The sequence below is a fragment of the Pseudoduganella sp. GW821-FHT05F09 genome (genome assembly GCF_059419605.1).
Genome location: NZ_JBWKSD010000010.1, coordinates 42,144 through 55,361, shown reverse-complemented (window position 1 = coordinate 55,361; position 13,218 = coordinate 42,144). Strand labels below are relative to the sequence as shown.

At 66.3% G+C, this 13,218-nt stretch carries 16 protein-coding genes; 10 read left to right on the top strand and 6 right to left on the bottom strand.

The annotated features are described in order from the left end of the window. Window positions 1-22 precede the first annotated feature (22 nt). Window positions 23-1,075, top strand: a complete 1,053-nt coding sequence (locus AC07S4_RS26595) for a LacI family DNA-binding transcriptional regulator (RefSeq protein ID WP_494989474.1) — start codon at window positions 23-25, stop codon at window positions 1,073-1,075. A gap of 12 nt (window positions 1,076-1,087) precedes the next feature. Here the strand turns inward: AC07S4_RS26595 and AC07S4_RS26590 are convergent, their stop codons facing one another. From AC07S4_RS26590 to AC07S4_RS26570, 5 genes are all read right to left on the bottom strand, one after another. Then, on the bottom strand, window positions 1,088-1,750 hold the full coding sequence (locus AC07S4_RS26590) for a glutathione S-transferase family protein (protein ID WP_494989473.1): 663 nt from the start codon (window positions 1,748-1,750) through the stop codon (window positions 1,088-1,090). 32 nt (window positions 1,751-1,782) lie between these two features. Beyond that, window positions 1,783-2,361 (bottom strand): DinB family protein, encoded by a 579-nt coding sequence (locus AC07S4_RS26585; protein WP_494989472.1) that lies wholly within the window; start codon window positions 2,359-2,361, stop codon window positions 1,783-1,785. Between the two features lie 316 nt (window positions 2,362-2,677). Next, window positions 2,678-3,166 carry a hypothetical protein gene (locus AC07S4_RS26580; RefSeq protein ID WP_494989471.1) on the bottom strand — a complete coding sequence of 163 codons (489 nt, stop codon included), beginning with the start codon at window positions 3,164-3,166 and terminating at the stop codon, window positions 2,678-2,680. A gap of 86 nt (window positions 3,167-3,252) precedes the next feature. After that, a complete protein-coding gene (locus AC07S4_RS26575) occupies window positions 3,253-3,918 on the bottom strand; it encodes a hypothetical protein (RefSeq protein WP_494989470.1) in 666 nt (221 codons plus the stop codon). Window positions 3,919-4,079: 161 nt separating this feature from the next. After that, window positions 4,080-4,649: a DUF1439 domain-containing protein gene (locus AC07S4_RS26570; protein WP_494989469.1), complete on the bottom strand. Its 570-nt coding sequence runs from the start codon at window positions 4,647-4,649 to the stop codon at window positions 4,080-4,082. A 74-nt stretch (window positions 4,650-4,723) separates the two neighbouring features. Here AC07S4_RS26570 and AC07S4_RS26565 point away from each other — a divergent pair, with 74 nt between their 5' ends. From AC07S4_RS26565 to AC07S4_RS26550, 4 genes are all read left to right on the top strand, one after another. Continuing rightward, window positions 4,724-5,446: a DUF72 domain-containing protein gene (locus tag AC07S4_RS26565; protein WP_494989468.1), complete on the top strand. Its 723-nt coding sequence runs from the start codon at window positions 4,724-4,726 to the stop codon at window positions 5,444-5,446. Between the two features lie 89 nt (window positions 5,447-5,535). Next, window positions 5,536-5,910 (top strand): GntR family transcriptional regulator, encoded by a 375-nt coding sequence (locus AC07S4_RS26560; RefSeq protein WP_161072104.1) that lies wholly within the window; start codon window positions 5,536-5,538, stop codon window positions 5,908-5,910. Further along, the gene (locus AC07S4_RS26555) at window positions 5,907-6,764 is read left to right on the top strand and encodes an ABC transporter ATP-binding protein (RefSeq protein WP_494989467.1); all 858 of its coding nucleotides are present in this window, start codon (window positions 5,907-5,909) and stop codon (window positions 6,762-6,764) included. The genes AC07S4_RS26560 and AC07S4_RS26555 overlap by 4 nt, the downstream gene beginning before the upstream one ends. Continuing rightward, window positions 6,761-7,711, top strand: a complete 951-nt coding sequence (locus AC07S4_RS26550) for a hypothetical protein (protein ID WP_494989466.1) — start codon at window positions 6,761-6,763, stop codon at window positions 7,709-7,711. Before AC07S4_RS26555 ends, AC07S4_RS26550 begins: the two co-directional genes overlap by 4 nt. 12 nt (window positions 7,712-7,723) lie before the next feature. On the opposite strand, the gene AC07S4_RS26545 is transcribed toward AC07S4_RS26550, so the two are convergent. After that, window positions 7,724-8,533 (bottom strand): PAS domain-containing protein, encoded by an 810-nt coding sequence (locus tag AC07S4_RS26545; protein WP_494989465.1) that lies wholly within the window; start codon window positions 8,531-8,533, stop codon window positions 7,724-7,726. A gap of 55 nt (window positions 8,534-8,588) precedes the next feature. Here AC07S4_RS26545 and AC07S4_RS26540 point away from each other — a divergent pair, with 55 nt between their 5' ends. Genes AC07S4_RS26540 through AC07S4_RS26520 form a run of 5 tightly spaced genes read left to right on the top strand, consistent with a single transcriptional unit; the run spans window position 8,589 to window position 13,114 of the window. Then, a complete protein-coding gene (locus AC07S4_RS26540; RefSeq protein ID WP_494989464.1) occupies window positions 8,589-9,521 on the top strand; it encodes a 4-hydroxyproline epimerase in 933 nt (310 codons plus the stop codon). Further along, window positions 9,518-10,651 (top strand): NAD(P)/FAD-dependent oxidoreductase, encoded by a 1,134-nt coding sequence (locus AC07S4_RS26535; protein ID WP_494989463.1) that lies wholly within the window; start codon window positions 9,518-9,520, stop codon window positions 10,649-10,651. Before AC07S4_RS26540 ends, AC07S4_RS26535 begins: the two co-directional genes overlap by 4 nt. Then, a complete protein-coding gene (locus AC07S4_RS26530; RefSeq protein WP_494989462.1) occupies window positions 10,644-10,925 on the top strand; it encodes a 2Fe-2S iron-sulfur cluster-binding protein in 282 nt (93 codons plus the stop codon). The genes AC07S4_RS26535 and AC07S4_RS26530 overlap by 8 nt, the downstream gene beginning before the upstream one ends. Beyond that, window positions 10,922-12,187: an FAD-dependent oxidoreductase gene (locus AC07S4_RS26525; protein WP_494989461.1), complete on the top strand. Its 1,266-nt coding sequence runs from the start codon at window positions 10,922-10,924 to the stop codon at window positions 12,185-12,187. Before AC07S4_RS26530 ends, AC07S4_RS26525 begins: the two co-directional genes overlap by 4 nt. A 15-nt stretch (window positions 12,188-12,202) precedes the next feature. After that, on the top strand, window positions 12,203-13,114 hold the full coding sequence (locus AC07S4_RS26520; RefSeq protein WP_494989460.1) for a dihydrodipicolinate synthase family protein: 912 nt from the start codon (window positions 12,203-12,205) through the stop codon (window positions 13,112-13,114). Window positions 13,115-13,218 lie beyond the last annotated feature (104 nt).

Below are 13,218 nucleotides of genomic sequence, written 5' to 3'. Positions count from 1 at the left end.
TTAAGCGGAGTCGTCGTACAACATGCAAAAAGACCTGCCGGAACTTCGATTGCTCACCACCCCCAACGCGCAGCTGCAAGTGAGCGGCGCCACGCTGGTGGACGTGGCCAGGGTGGCGGGCGTGTCGCCGATTACGGTGTCGCGCGCGCTGAACCAGCCGCACCTGGTGCGGCCCAACACGCTGGCCAAGGTGCAGGCGGCGGTGCAGCAAACCGGCTACGCCAAGAATATGCAGCCCGGCGCGCTGGCGTCCAGCCGCAGCAAGCTGGTGGCGCTGGTGCTGCCCACCATCTCCAACCAGATCTTCGCCGACATGGTGCAAGGCACCAGCGACACGCTGACCGAAGCGGGCTACCAGCTGCTGCTGGGTTTTTCGGGCTATGAGGAATGGCGCGAGGAGATCCTGGTGGAGACCATCTTGAGCCGGCGCCCGGACGGCATCATCCTGACCGGCACCCTGCACACCGACAGCACGCGCCGCCGCCTGCAGCAGGCCGGTACGCCGGTGGTGGAAACCTGGGACATGACGGCCACGCCTATCGACACGGTGATCGGCTTTTCGCACGAGGAAGTGGGCCACGCCACCGCCACGCATCTGCTGCAGCGCGGGCGCAAGCGCTTCGCCATCCTGACCGCCAGCGACCCGCGCGCCGCGCGCCGCAACCAGGGCCTGCAAGTGGCGCTGGCCAAGCAAGGCGTCAGCGTGGTGGCCACGCACACGGCGGCGGTGCCGGGCACCCTGCCTGCGGGACGCGAAGGCGCGGCCCGGCTGCTGGACGCGCATCCGGACCTGGACGCCATCGTCTGCAGCTCGGACAACCTGGCGCACGGCGCCCTGATCGAAGCGGGCAGCCGGGGCCTGGACGTGCCGGGCAAGCTGGCGGTGATGGGTTTTGGCGACCTGAATTTTTCCAGCCACACCGTGCCGCCGCTGTCCACGGTGCGGGTGGACGGCGCGCGCATAGGCGCGGCGGCGGCGCAGGCCATCCTCGAGCGCCTGGACGGCGCAGCCAAAGCGCAGCCTGCGCGTTCCATCAATACCGGCTTCGAGCTGATACAGCGCGGCAGCAGCTAGCCGGCCGCCCGGCTACGGCGTGGAATCGGGCTGGCTCGCCGCCTGCCAGTCCGCCAGCTGGGCGTCGAACGCCCGCTTGTAGGCGGGCCGCGCTTCGCCGCGCGCGACATAGGCCGCCAGCACGGGGAAACCGCTCAGCATGCCCGACGGTTTCAGCCGCAGCAGCACCGACACCATCATCAGGTCGGCCGCGCTGAACGGGCCGTCCAGCCACTCGGCGCCGCCAAGGCGGGCCGACAGCTGGTTCAGCTTGCAGTGCACGCGCTCCTCGACCAAGGGCAGGCGCTCGGCATACCAGGGCTTGTCGCGCTCCAGTATCCGGGCATTCGCAAATTCCAGGATCGGCGGCTCCACCGAATTGAGGGCCGCGAATATCCAGGTGACCGCGCGCGTCCGGGCGTTGGCTTCGGACGGCATCAGGCCCGCATATTTTTCGGCGATGTGGAAAACGATGGCGCCGGTCTCGAAGATGGCGAGGCCGTCTTCCTCATAGGTGGGAATCTGGCCGAAGGGGTGCAGCGCCAGGTGCGCGGGCTCCTTCATCGCCTGGAACGACACATGGCGCACCTCGAAGGGTACGCCCACCTCCTCCAGCGCCCAGCGCACGCGCGTGTCGCGCGCCAGTCCCAGGCCGCGGTCGGGGGAACGCTCGAATGCGGTAATGGTGATGCCCATCGTCGGTCTCCTTGGGGCGTCGGCCCCGTCAATCAACCCCATATCATTTTTTCAGTCCAGCCCAGCTCCGCAAAATCCTGCGCGCGCTCGGCCGCTTCGCCTGCGCTGAAAAATTCGTCCAGCTGCGGCGGCGCCACGTGGGTGCCCGACAGCATGGCGTGCACCTGGCCGCGATGGTGGGTCTGGTGCTGGAACACATGCGCCAGCAGGCGGTAGCGCTTGTCGCGCTGCACCGAGCCTGTGCGCAGGATCGTCACCACGCGGCCCAGCTCCTCGTCCTTGAGCTGCCGGCAGTACTCGATCAGGCGCCGGTCCGCGTCCTTCTGCCCGGCGCGCAATTCGGCGCAAGTGCCGCAGGGCTCGTCGCGCTCGAAGAAACTCAGGTAGTTCGGATGCGGCTCCGCGCCGCGCATCTCGCGCTCGAGCGCATCGATGTAAAACCAGTCCACGGTCAGGATGTGGTTCAGCGTTGCCCTGATCGACGGGAAAAAGCTGGTGCGCCTGGCCTCGAATTCCTCCTGGCTCAATTGCGCGCAGGCTTTCAGCAGGCGGTGATTGGCCCAGGCGTTGTTGTACGCCTCGGTCAGCAAATGGTGGGAAAGTGTCGTCATGCCGTCTCTTTGTTAAGTAGCGCCCGCTGGTGCCGGAGTACAGACACATCGACAGGAATGATGGGGTGTCTCAAAAACCGCCCCAGCGCGAGTTCCAGCCTCACCCAGGGCGACTGCTGCACGGAAGGGGAAACAACCAGCACCACAGCCCGGCTGCGCAACAGTGCCCACAGTACAGCGAGCTGCTGGTACCTGAGGCGGGGTGCCTCAATGGCGTGAATAAAAGGAATGCCTATTCCAGCCAAGTGGCGATGCAAGCCTGCGAGGAGTTCGGCAGTAACCAGGCCATCGCGCAATGTGTAGCTTACGAAGATCCTCATATTGCATACCCTACCCGAAAAGCGTTCCATACAAGGATGTCGGAGACGGTCAGCACAACGTACAGCCACATGGAATGATTGAACACGGCATCTGCCACTTTACGTGCGGGCGAGCGCATCACGCGCTCCTGGGCAATCACCACGCCGCCTGAACCATCAAGCAAATGCCGGCGATTGCGCTCCCTGATGTGGTCGCAGGCTTCATCCATCGCGGCACGCAATTTCACTTGGTAAAAATATGCTACTGAGTCAAGAAACCAAAAGCAGATTGGAATAGCGAACCCGGCTATAAAAAACGCCCGGTCCAAGGCGCCATCAGTCAGTTTAACAAGTAGCGCCAGAATCACAAACTCCGTAGTCACACAGAATTTCTTCGTTTCAAAACAGAATCCGCTGAGCTGCGTGACGACGCCATACAACTGATCAATGCGCTTCCAATCCAGCTCATCATCAAGCGACCTGCGGTATGGTCTGAACTCCGTCATCGCGGCTGTAAACACGAATTATTAGATCAGCCATTCTAGGATTTACCGCTATGCCAGGCATTGATCAATTCGTAGCGGATTGCGTGTCAGGAAGCGTACGCGGCCTTCAGTCGGCGGATCATGTCGGCGTTCAGCTCGCGGTTGTGGCGGCTCCAGCGCTGCATCACGCGGTCCAGTTCCGGGCGCAGCATGGCGGCCATGCCGGTGTCGCCAACCGACATGGCCCAGATGGCGTATTCGGCGCGCACGTTGAAGCTGCCGAAACGCTTCAGCGCGTCTTCGAAGGCGGCTTTGGCTTCGTCCTTGCGGCCGCTGGCGCCCAGCGCCTGCGCGCGCAGCAGCGCCACTTCTTCGGCGCGGAAGGCGGGGTCGGTGCGGGCGATGAATTCGAGGTGGGCGATGGCTTCGGCTACCCGGCCGCTGGCCAGGTTGGCGCGCGCGGCGCCACGGCGGATTTCCAGGTCGTTGCCGAAGGCGCCGGACAGGCAGGCGTCATACGTGGCGGCGGCGTCCGATGCGGCGCCCGCTTCAAGCTGGGCTTGCGCCAGGCGCATCTGGTTCTGCGCGGTGGGCGTGTACTCGAAGGCGGCGCGCGCTTCGCGCAGTTCACGGCCGGGATCGAGCGTGCGCGCCGCAGCGGCGACAACCCGGCGCGCGCCGTGCTCAAGCCGCGAACTGGGCATGTAGATGGCCAGGAAGTAGACCACGCTGCCCAGCAGCGGGAAGGAGAACAGCACAAACAGCCAGTACATCTGCTGTCCGGAGCGGACCGCGTGCACGGCGAAATACAGGGCGATCAGTACGTGGATTCCAACACCAATAAACGGCATAGCAAAACCTCGGTGAACAAAAGGCTGCATTATGGCTGCAACTTGCGGGCCGAATGTACGCACTTTGTCACAGGCCCGCTTCTTTATTTAACAGGTTCCAGCATCACCACCAGGGCGCCCGGCGTGGTGCGGATGCCGGTGGCCACGAACTGCACGCCCGCGTAGCGCAGGTCTTCCGGCTTGAAGCTGTACAGCGGCACGTCGCGTATCAGCTTGTCGGCCAGGATGCTGCCCGCGCCGGCGATCTGGCGCTGCTGCGATTCGCCGACGCCGTCGATGGCGAAACGGTCCACCTGCGCGTCGCTGAGGAAGACCGCGTTGCGCACATTATCCACCACCAGCCGCCCGGACAGCGCGATGTTGCCGCGCCACGTTTGCCGCACCAGTATCGGCGATACGCTCAGCTCGGCCGACAGCGCCACGCGGTCGTTCTGCCCCACGCTGCTCAGCTGGGGATTGCTCAGCTGGACGTCGAACACGCCCAGCACGCGGTGGTGCACGGGGAAGCGCTGGCCCAGGTTCTTCTGCAGCCGCTCCAGCGGCAATTCAAACTGGCGCGGGCCTATCATGCCGGCGCAGGAAGCCAGCAGGCCGGCGGCCACGGCGGCGCCCACCAGGGCGAGCAGGCGGCGGCGTTGCGGAGTAAGGTTCATCTTGATTCCTGTAAAGCGGGCGACATGCCGCGCCCGGGTGCCGTAGAGTGTATTTCATCTAGGGCGGAGGCGCTATGGCATTGGCACGAATCGGATGCGCGGGGTGGTCCATACCCAAGGCTGCGGGCGCCGCCTTCCCCGGCGAAGGCAGCCATTTGCAGCGCTACGCCGCCGTGTTGAACGCCGCCGAAATCAACTCGTCGTTCTACCGCCCGCACCAGCCGCAGACCTATGAACGCTGGGCCGCCAGCGTGCCGGAGGACTTCCGCTTCGCCGTCAAGGCGCCCAAGCGCATGACGCACGAATTGCGCCTGCAAGACTGCGCCGAAGCCATGCGGCAGTTCGCCGCCGAAACGGCGGGCCTGGGCGCAAAGCTGGGCTGCGTGCTGGTGCAGCTGCCGCCCGGCCTGCAGCTGGACGCGGCCGCCGCCGCCGGCTTCTTCGCCCTGGCCAGGGACCACTTCGGCGGCATGATCGCTTGCGAAGCGCGCCATCCAAGCTGGTTCGGCGACGAAGCCACCGCCCTGCTGCAAGCCGCGCAAGTGACCCGGGTGATCGCCGATCCGCCCAAGGGCCAGCCCGGGCCGCACGTGGCCACCACGGGAGCCACATATGCGCGCCTGCACGGCAGCCCGCGCGTCTACTACTCGTCCTACGAGGACAGCTTCCTGGACCAGGCCGCCGCCAGCCTGGCCGGCCGCGTGGGCGACGGCCATGACGCGTGGTGCATCTTCGACAACACCGCCTCCGGCGCCGCAGCCGCCAACGCCGTCGCCCTGCTGCAACGCCTGTCCTGACCCATGCAAAAAAAACACTTGCGGCGTTTAAATCTAGTGTTATAGTTCACTACAACACCACTTCATCACATCACTAGGAGGACGCATGTATGTGGAATGACAACGCGCCGATCTATCGCCAGCTCAAGGAGCGGGTGCTCGGCATGATGCTGGACGGCTTGCTCAAGCCGGGCGACGCCCTGCCCTCAGTACGGCAGATCGCCGCCGATTACCAATTGAATCCAATTACCGTATCCAAGGCCTACCAGGAACTGGTGGACGAGAGCCTGGTTGAAAAGCGAAGGGGGTTAGGCATGTACGTTACCGAAGGCGCGCACGAAAAACTGCTGGCAACCGAACGCGACCGTTTTGTACGCGAAGAATGGCCCGCCATGGTGGAGCGCATCCGCCGCCTGGGGCTGGACCTGGAGCAGCTGCTGCGCGCGGCCGCCCAGCCGGGCACGCCGCCGGGAGCATCGGCATGAGCGCCTTGATCACCGCGCGCAACCTGAGCAAGCGCTATGGCAAGAAGCTGGCGCTGGACCAGGCCAGCTTCGAGATCCAGCCGGGCCGCATCATCGGCCTGATCGGTCCCAACGGCTCGGGCAAGACCACCACGCTGAAAGCCATCCTCGGCCTGACCCGCTATGAAGGCGAACTGTCGGTGCTGGGCATGGACCCGAGCAAGCAGCGCGACGCCCTGATGAACGACGTGTGCTTCATCGCCGACGTGGCCATCCTGCCGCGCTGGCTGAAGGTGAAGGACGCGATCGACTTCGTGGAAGGCGTGCACCCGCGCTTCAACCGCGCCAAGGCGGAGCGCTACCTGGCGCACACCAAGCTGGAGCCGGACATGAAGGTCAAGGCCATGTCCAAGGGCATGATCGTGCAACTGCACCTGGCGCTGGTGATGGCGATCGACGCCAAGCTGCTGGTGCTGGACGAGCCCACGCTGGGCCTGGACATCCTGTACCGCAAGCAGTTCTACCAGAATCTGCTGGAGGACTACTTCGACGAGAACAAGACCATCATCATCACCACGCACCAGATCGAGGAAGTGGAAAACATCCTGACCGACCTGATGTTCATCCGCGACGGCAAGATCACGCTGGCGGCGTCGATGGAGGAGATCGGCGACCGCTACACGGAGGTGATGGTGGAACCGCAGTACATCACCGCCGCCACCGCGCTGGCGCCGATGACGCAGCGCAGCGTGTTCGGCAAGGCCGTGATGCTGTTCGACGGCGCCTCGCGCACGCAGCTTGAGAAATTCGGCGAGATCCGCACCCCTAGCGTCGCGGACCTGTTTGTCGCCACCATGAAAGGGAGCTACGAATGAAAACGATGAAATGGCTGATCAAGCGCGAGTTCTGGGAGCACAAGGGCATGGTGCTGTGGGCGCCGGCCGTGGTGGCCGGCCTGATCGCGCTGATGACGATGGGCGGCCTGCTTATGGGCCGCAATGTGAGCTTCGGCGGCGAAGGCGGCGGCAAATTGAGCGTGGAGCTGGGCGGCCAGGCGCGCGACACGGTGGTGGCCATGATCGCCGAGTTCTACACGCTGGCCGCGATGCCGATACTGGTGATGCTGGGCTTCCTGGTGTTCTTCTACTGCCTCGGCGCCCTGCACGATGACCGCCGCGACCGCAGCCTGCTGTTCTGGAAGTCGCTGCCGGTGTCGGACCTGACGACGGTGCTGTCCAAGGTGGCCCTGGCGCTGGTGGTGCTGCCGCTGGTGGCTGCGCTGGTCGGCATCGTCCTGTCGCTGGTCATTGTGCTGATGGCCGGCGCCAGCATGGCGCTGCATGGACTGAACATGTTTGGCCCGGTCATGTCGTCGGCCAGTTTCTACCTGTCGCCGCTGCGCCTTCTGGGCCTGCTGCCGGTGTACATGCTGTGGGCGCTGCCGACCGTGGGCTGGCTGCTGCTGGTGTCGAGCTGGGCGCGTTCCAAGGTGTTCCTGTGGGCTGTGGGCGCACCGCTGGTCACGGCGGCGCTGATCGCGTGGACCAACAAGATCTTCGCACTGGGCATGCCGCAGGGCTGGTTCATGGAGCACATCGTCAGCCGCATCCTGCTCGGCGTGGCGCCGGGTTCGTGGTTCATGTTCAGCAGGGTCAATCCGCAAAGCCTGGTGCGCGAAGGCGAAAACCATATCCAGGCGGCGGACCTGTTCTCGGCCTCCTGGGGCACGCTGGGCAATCCGGCGCTGTGGGTGGGCGTGGCTGCCGGCGTGGCCATGATCGCCGGCGCGGTGTGGCTGCGCCGCTGGCGCGAGGAAGGCTGACGTAATGGCGGGTTAGGCGCCAGCCGTAACCCGCCGGTACTGGGTCGGCGTCACCCCGACGGTGGCGCGGAACTGCCGGGTGAAAGCGCTGTGGTCCCCATAGCCGCAAGCCAGCGCAATCTCCGCCACGCTGCCCTCCCCCGCCAGCATGCGCGACGCCGCATCGAGCCGGGTCTTGATAATGACCTGGCGCGGCGTGAGCTGGTAAATGCGCAAAAAATACCGCTCCAGCTGCGCCACCGACATATTCGCCGTGCGCGCCAGCTCGGGCAGCGGCAAGGGCTGGTCGTAGCGCTCCTGTATCAGCCGCGCCGCCGCCGCCACCTTGTGGTAGGCCGAATTCTTCCTGTCCTCCATCGCCAGATCGCGTGAAATGCCGGTCAGGCCCACGATGGCGCCGGACGCGTCGCGCAAGGCCGTCTTGCGCGTCAGGCACCAGCCCGGATCGCGGTTCGGATACAGGTGCAGCTCCAGCTGGTCCTCGATCTCCGCGCCGCCCGCCAGCACCGCCTCGTCCTGCGCCAGATAGTTCTGGCCGAACGGCCGCGCGAACACCTCCGCCGACGTCCTGCCCAGCAGCGCGTCCTTGTGCTTCAAGCCGCAGCGCTTCACCAGGGTCTGGTTCACCACCACGTAGCGCCCTTGCGCGTCCTTGACGAAAAACACCACGTCCGGCAGCGCGTCGAACAGCGGCTCGGCAAAGAACACGTCGGCGATGTGCGCGCCCAGAGCCAGGCGGGCGCCCCCTTTTTTCGCAGTAGCCATGGTCGCATTCTCGCACGCCGCGCCTTCGCCGCGCCGCGATTGTGCCGATTTCGTCATCTTTGATGCGCAACGCCTGCAAGACGGCGGGCGGGCGAAAGCCTATCATTTCAGCATGAAAACCATCTCCATTATCGATTCCCACACGGGCGGCGAACCCACCCGCCTGGTCACCGCCGGCGGGCCGGAACTCGGCAGCGGGCCTTTGCATGAGCGCCTGGAACTGCTGCGCCGCGAACACGACACCTTCCGCTCCGCCGTGGTGTGCGAGCCGCGCGGATCGGACGTGCTGGTGGGCGCGCTGCTGTGCGAACCGCACGCGGCCGATTGTGCAGCAGGCGTCATCTTCTTCAACAACGTGGGCTACCTCGGCATGTGCGGACACGGCACCATAGGCCTGGTGGCGACGCTGGCTTATATGAGCCGCATCGGCGTGGGCGTGCACCGCATCGATACGCCGGTTGGCGTGGTCGAGGCGGAGCTGCATGCGGACGGCAGCGTCACCGTGCAAAACGTGGCGGCTTACCGCGCGCAGCACGCGGTAACGGTGCAGGTGCCCGGCCACGGCGGCGTGACCGGCGACGTGGCCTGGGGCGGCAACTGGTTCTTCCTGGTGGCGGAGCACGGGCTGGAACTGCACGTCTCCAACGCGGGCGCGCTGACGGCGTTCACGTCCGCAGTGCGCCAGGCGCTGGCGGCAGCCGGCGTGACCGGCGACGGAGGCGCGGAGATCGACCATATCGAGCTGTTCGCGGCCTCGCGCAGCGGCGCGGACAGCCAGAACTTCGTTCTCTGCCCCGGCAACGCCTACGACCGCTCGCCTTGCGGCACCGGCACCAGCGCCAAGCTAGCCTGCCTGGCGGCCGACGGCAAACTGGCCGAGGGCGCCATCTGGCGGCAGGAAAGCATAGTCGGCAGCGTGTTCGAAGGCTCCTACCGCCACGACGGCGGCAAACTGATACCGAGCATACGCGGCCAGGCCTGGGTGAATTCGCAGGCCACGCTGATACTCGATCCGTCGGACCCGCTGGTGTGGGGCATCCGGTGACATCCCCCTCGCCCGACGTGCTCATTATCGGCGGCGGCATTATCGGCGCCGCCTGTGCGGACAGCCTGTCCGCGCGCGGCTTGCGCGTGACGGTGGTGGAACGGGACGTGGTGGGCTCCGGCGCCACGGCGGCGGGCATGGGACACCTCGTGGTCATGGACGACAACGAAGCGGAGCTGGCGCTGTCCGCATGGTCGCTGGAGCTGTGGCGCGAGTTTGTGGCCGAGCATCCGGAACGGCACGAATACAGCCAGTGCGGCACCATCTGGGTGGCCGCCGACGACGAAGAAATGGCCGCAGCGCGCGTCAAGGCAAAGACCTTGACGGCGCATGGCCTTCCCTGCGCGATGCTGGACGCGGCCAGCCTGTACGAACGCGAGCCGCAGCTGCGGCCCGGCCTGGCCGGCGGCCTGCTGGTCAATGGCGACGGCCTGGTGTACCCGCCCAAGAGCGCGCGCATGCTGATGGACCGCGCCGTGGCGCGTGGCGCGGCGCTTGTGTACGGCAGCGTCCACCATCTCGATGCGGACGGCAGTGTGCTTCTCGCGGATGGCACCCGCCTGCATCCCGGCCGCGTGCTGCTTGCGACGGGCTCGCGCTGCGCCGCGCTGCTCCCGGAACTGCCGGTGCAGCCGAAGAAGGGCCACGTCGCCATCACCGACCGCTATCCCGGCTTTATCCGCCACCAGCTGGTGGAACTGGGCTACATCAAGAGCGCCCACGCCGCCAGCGGCGACTCGGTGGCCTTCAACCTGCAGCCCCGTCCCACCGGCCAGATCCTGATCGGCTCCTCGCGCCAGTTCGGCACCACCGATCCCGCAGTGGAACACGCCATGATGGCGCGCATGCTGCGCCACGCCGCCGCCTTCACGCCCGCGCTGGCCGGCATGAACGTGCTGCGCTGCTGGACCGGCCTGCGCGCGGCGAGCCCGGACGGCCTGCCCATTATCGGCCCCCACCCGGCCCGTCCCGGCCTGTGGCTGGCTACCGGCCATGAAGGCCTGGGCATCACCACCTCGCTGGGCACGGCCCAGCTGGTGGCGGCGCAGATGTGCGGCGAAGCGGCGGCGATCCCGCACACGCCCTATCTTCCCAGCCGGTTTTCGCAAATGAGGCAGGGCCATGCCTGAGCTGATTTCCCTCTCCATCGACGGGCAGGAAGCCGTGGTGCCGGTTGGCGCCACCGTGATCGCAGCCATCGCCACGGCCGCCAATCTGCACGAGGCCGCGGCGACCATCACGCGCCGCTCCGTCGGCGGCCTGCTGCGCGGGCCTTTGTGCGGCATGGGCGTGTGCCATGAGTGCCGCGTCACCATAGATGGCCGACCGCACCAGCTCTCCTGCCAGACCCTGTGTCAGCCGGACATGGTGGTGGAAACGGCGCGCGCCCGGAGCTCCGCATGAAGCAGCTGTTCGACGTTCTCATTATCGGCGCCGGCCCCGCAGGCCTGGCGGCCGCCCACGCGGCGGCCACGCACGCGCCGGATGCCGCCATCTGCATCGTGGACGACAATCCGCTGAGCGGCGGCCAGATCTGGCGCGGCGGCGCGGACAAGCAGCGTGACTACCGCGCCCGCAAACTGTCACGCGAACTGCTGGCGGCGCGCAACGTGACCTTCATGCCCCAGTCCCGCGTACTGTACGCGCCCGGCCCGGGCCAGCTGCTGGTGCAGTCGCCCGGCGGCGCCGCCACGCTGTGCTACCAGCGCCTGATCCTCGCCACCGGCGCGCGCGAACTGCTGCTGCCCTTCCCCGGCTGGACACTGCCCGGTGTAACCGGCGCGGGCGGACTGCAGGCATTGGCCAAGGGCGGCTATCCCGTGGCGGGCAAGCGCGTCGTGGTTGCAGGTTCCGGCCCGCTGCTGCTGGCGGTTGCCGCAACGCTGGCCCGGCAAGGCGCGCACGTCGCCGCCATCGTCGAGCAGGCGCCCTTGCGCCGCCTGGCGCGCTTTGCGGCGGGACTGCTGGCTACGCCGTCCAAGATTGCCCAGGCGCTGCGCTTCAAGGCCCGCCTGCGCGGCATTCCCTATTACTACGACAGCTACGTCAGCGCCGCCGCAGGCGAAGACGGCCTGCAAAGCGTAAAGCTGATGTGCCGCGAAGGCACGTCCATGACCATCGCCTGCGACTATCTCGCCTGCGGCTACGGCCTGGTTCCCAGCCCGGAGCTGGCCATGGCGCTGGGCTGCGAGCTCCACCCCACCACGCAGGCGGCCAGGGTGGACCAGTACCAGCAAACCAGCATGCCCGGCATCTACTGCGCCGGCGAAGGAACCGGCGTGGGCGGCGTGGACAAGGCGCTGGCGGAAGGCCGCATTGCGGGCCTGGCCGCCATCGGCCGCGAAGACCTGGCCCGGCGCCACTTTCCCCGCCGCGCGCGCTGGCAAGCCTTCGCGCAGCGCCTCGCGCGCGCCTTCGCCCTGCGCCCCGAGATTGCGGCACTGGCGGACGACGCCACCATCGTCTGCCGCTGCGAGGACGTTTGCCACGGCGAACTGCGCCAACACGGCAGTTGGCGCAGCGCCAAGCTGCACACGCGCTGCGGCATGGGTCCTTGCCAGGGACGCATCTGCGGCGGCGCCACCGCCACGCTGTACGGCTGGCGGCCAGATTCGGTACGCGTTCCGATTACACCGGCACGCGTCGATAGCATCATCCACTCATAACCTCAGGAGATCAGCATGAGCGCAGCAAAATGGCAGGGCATATTCCCGGCGGTGACCACCAAGTTCCACGCCAACGAGGAGCTGGACCACGCCGAAATGGAAAAGCATTTCGAGTTCCAGATCCAGAACGGCGTGCACGGCATGGTCACTTGCGGCTCGCTGGGTGAAGCCAGCACGCTGTCGCTGGAGGAGAAGCTGGCCGTGGCGCAAACCGCCGTCAAGGTATCCAAAGGCCGCGTGCCGGTGCTGGCCAATGTGTCCGAAACCCGCACCACCAACGCCATCCGCTATGTTGAGCAGGCGCGCGAACTGGGCGTGGACGGCTTCATGGTCATGCCTTCGGTGCTGTACGCGGCGGACGCGCGCGAAGCGAAGGACAATCTGCGCACCATCGCCGCCGCAGCCAAGCTGCCCATCATGGTCTACAACAACCCGGTGACCTACAAGGTGGACCTGACGCCGGAAGACTTCCAGGAACTGGCCGATTGCGAGCACATCGTCGCCATCAAGGAATCGACCGACAACATCCGCCGCATCACCGACCTGCGCAACGCCGTGGGCACGCGCTACCAGCTGTTCATGGGCGTGGACGACCTGTCCTTCGAAGGCCTCGCCGTGGGCGCGGACGGCCTGCTGGCCGGCCTGGTGGTGGCCTTCCCGGCCGAAACCGTAGCCCTGTACAAGCTGATGAAGGCCAAGCGCTACGACGAAGCGCTGGCTCTGTACCAGTGGTTCATGCCGCTGCTGCACCTGGACGTCTCCACCAAGCTGGTGCAGAACCTGAAGCTGGTGGAAGCGCTGGTCGGTGTTGGCAACGAGATGGTGCGCCGTCCGCGCCAGCCGCTGCAAGGCGCCGAACGCGCCAAGGTCACCGCCATCGTGCAGCAGGCGCTGGCCACCCGTCCGGACCTGAGCCGCCTGTTCTAAGCACGGCCGCAGGCTTTTAATCATATTATTGACTAAAGAAAGCCGGGAGATAGGCGGGACTACTGAACTGTGAAATGATGTTTGCCCATACCGAAACGGATAGA

Excerpts from the sequence above, each read along its gene's own strand:
- AC07S4_RS26595 (WP_494989474.1), top strand. The coding sequence starts at position 23 with ATGCAAAAAGACCTGCCGGAACTTCGATTGCTCACCACCCCCAACGCG.
- AC07S4_RS26590 (WP_494989473.1), bottom strand. The coding sequence starts at position 1,750 with ATGGGCATCACCATTACCGCATTCGAGCGTTCCCCCGACCGCGGCCTG.
- AC07S4_RS26585 (WP_494989472.1), bottom strand. The coding sequence starts at position 2,361 with ATGACGACACTTTCCCACCATTTGCTGACCGAGGCGTACAACAACGCC.
- AC07S4_RS26580 (WP_494989471.1), bottom strand. The coding sequence starts at position 3,166 with ATGACGGAGTTCAGACCATACCGCAGGTCGCTTGATGATGAGCTGGAT.
- AC07S4_RS26575 (WP_494989470.1), bottom strand. The coding sequence starts at position 3,918 with ATGTACTGGCTGTTTGTGCTGTTCTCCTTCCCGCTGCTGGGCAGCGTG.
- AC07S4_RS26570 (WP_494989469.1), bottom strand. The coding sequence starts at position 4,649 with ATGAACCTTACTCCGCAACGCCGCCGCCTGCTCGCCCTGGTGGGCGCC.
- AC07S4_RS26565 (WP_494989468.1), top strand. The coding sequence starts at position 4,724 with ATGGCATTGGCACGAATCGGATGCGCGGGGTGGTCCATACCCAAGGCT.
- AC07S4_RS26560 (WP_161072104.1), top strand. The coding sequence starts at position 5,536 with ATGTGGAATGACAACGCGCCGATCTATCGCCAGCTCAAGGAGCGGGTG.
- AC07S4_RS26555 (WP_494989467.1), top strand. The coding sequence starts at position 5,907 with ATGAGCGCCTTGATCACCGCGCGCAACCTGAGCAAGCGCTATGGCAAG.
- AC07S4_RS26550 (WP_494989466.1), top strand. The coding sequence starts at position 6,761 with ATGAAAACGATGAAATGGCTGATCAAGCGCGAGTTCTGGGAGCACAAG.
- AC07S4_RS26545 (WP_494989465.1), bottom strand. The coding sequence starts at position 8,533 with ATGACGAAATCGGCACAATCGCGGCGCGGCGAAGGCGCGGCGTGCGAG.
- AC07S4_RS26540 (WP_494989464.1), top strand. The coding sequence starts at position 8,589 with ATGAAAACCATCTCCATTATCGATTCCCACACGGGCGGCGAACCCACC.
- AC07S4_RS26530 (WP_494989462.1), top strand. The coding sequence starts at position 10,644 with ATGCCTGAGCTGATTTCCCTCTCCATCGACGGGCAGGAAGCCGTGGTG.
- AC07S4_RS26525 (WP_494989461.1), top strand. The coding sequence starts at position 10,922 with ATGAAGCAGCTGTTCGACGTTCTCATTATCGGCGCCGGCCCCGCAGGC.
- AC07S4_RS26520 (WP_494989460.1), top strand. The coding sequence starts at position 12,203 with ATGAGCGCAGCAAAATGGCAGGGCATATTCCCGGCGGTGACCACCAAG.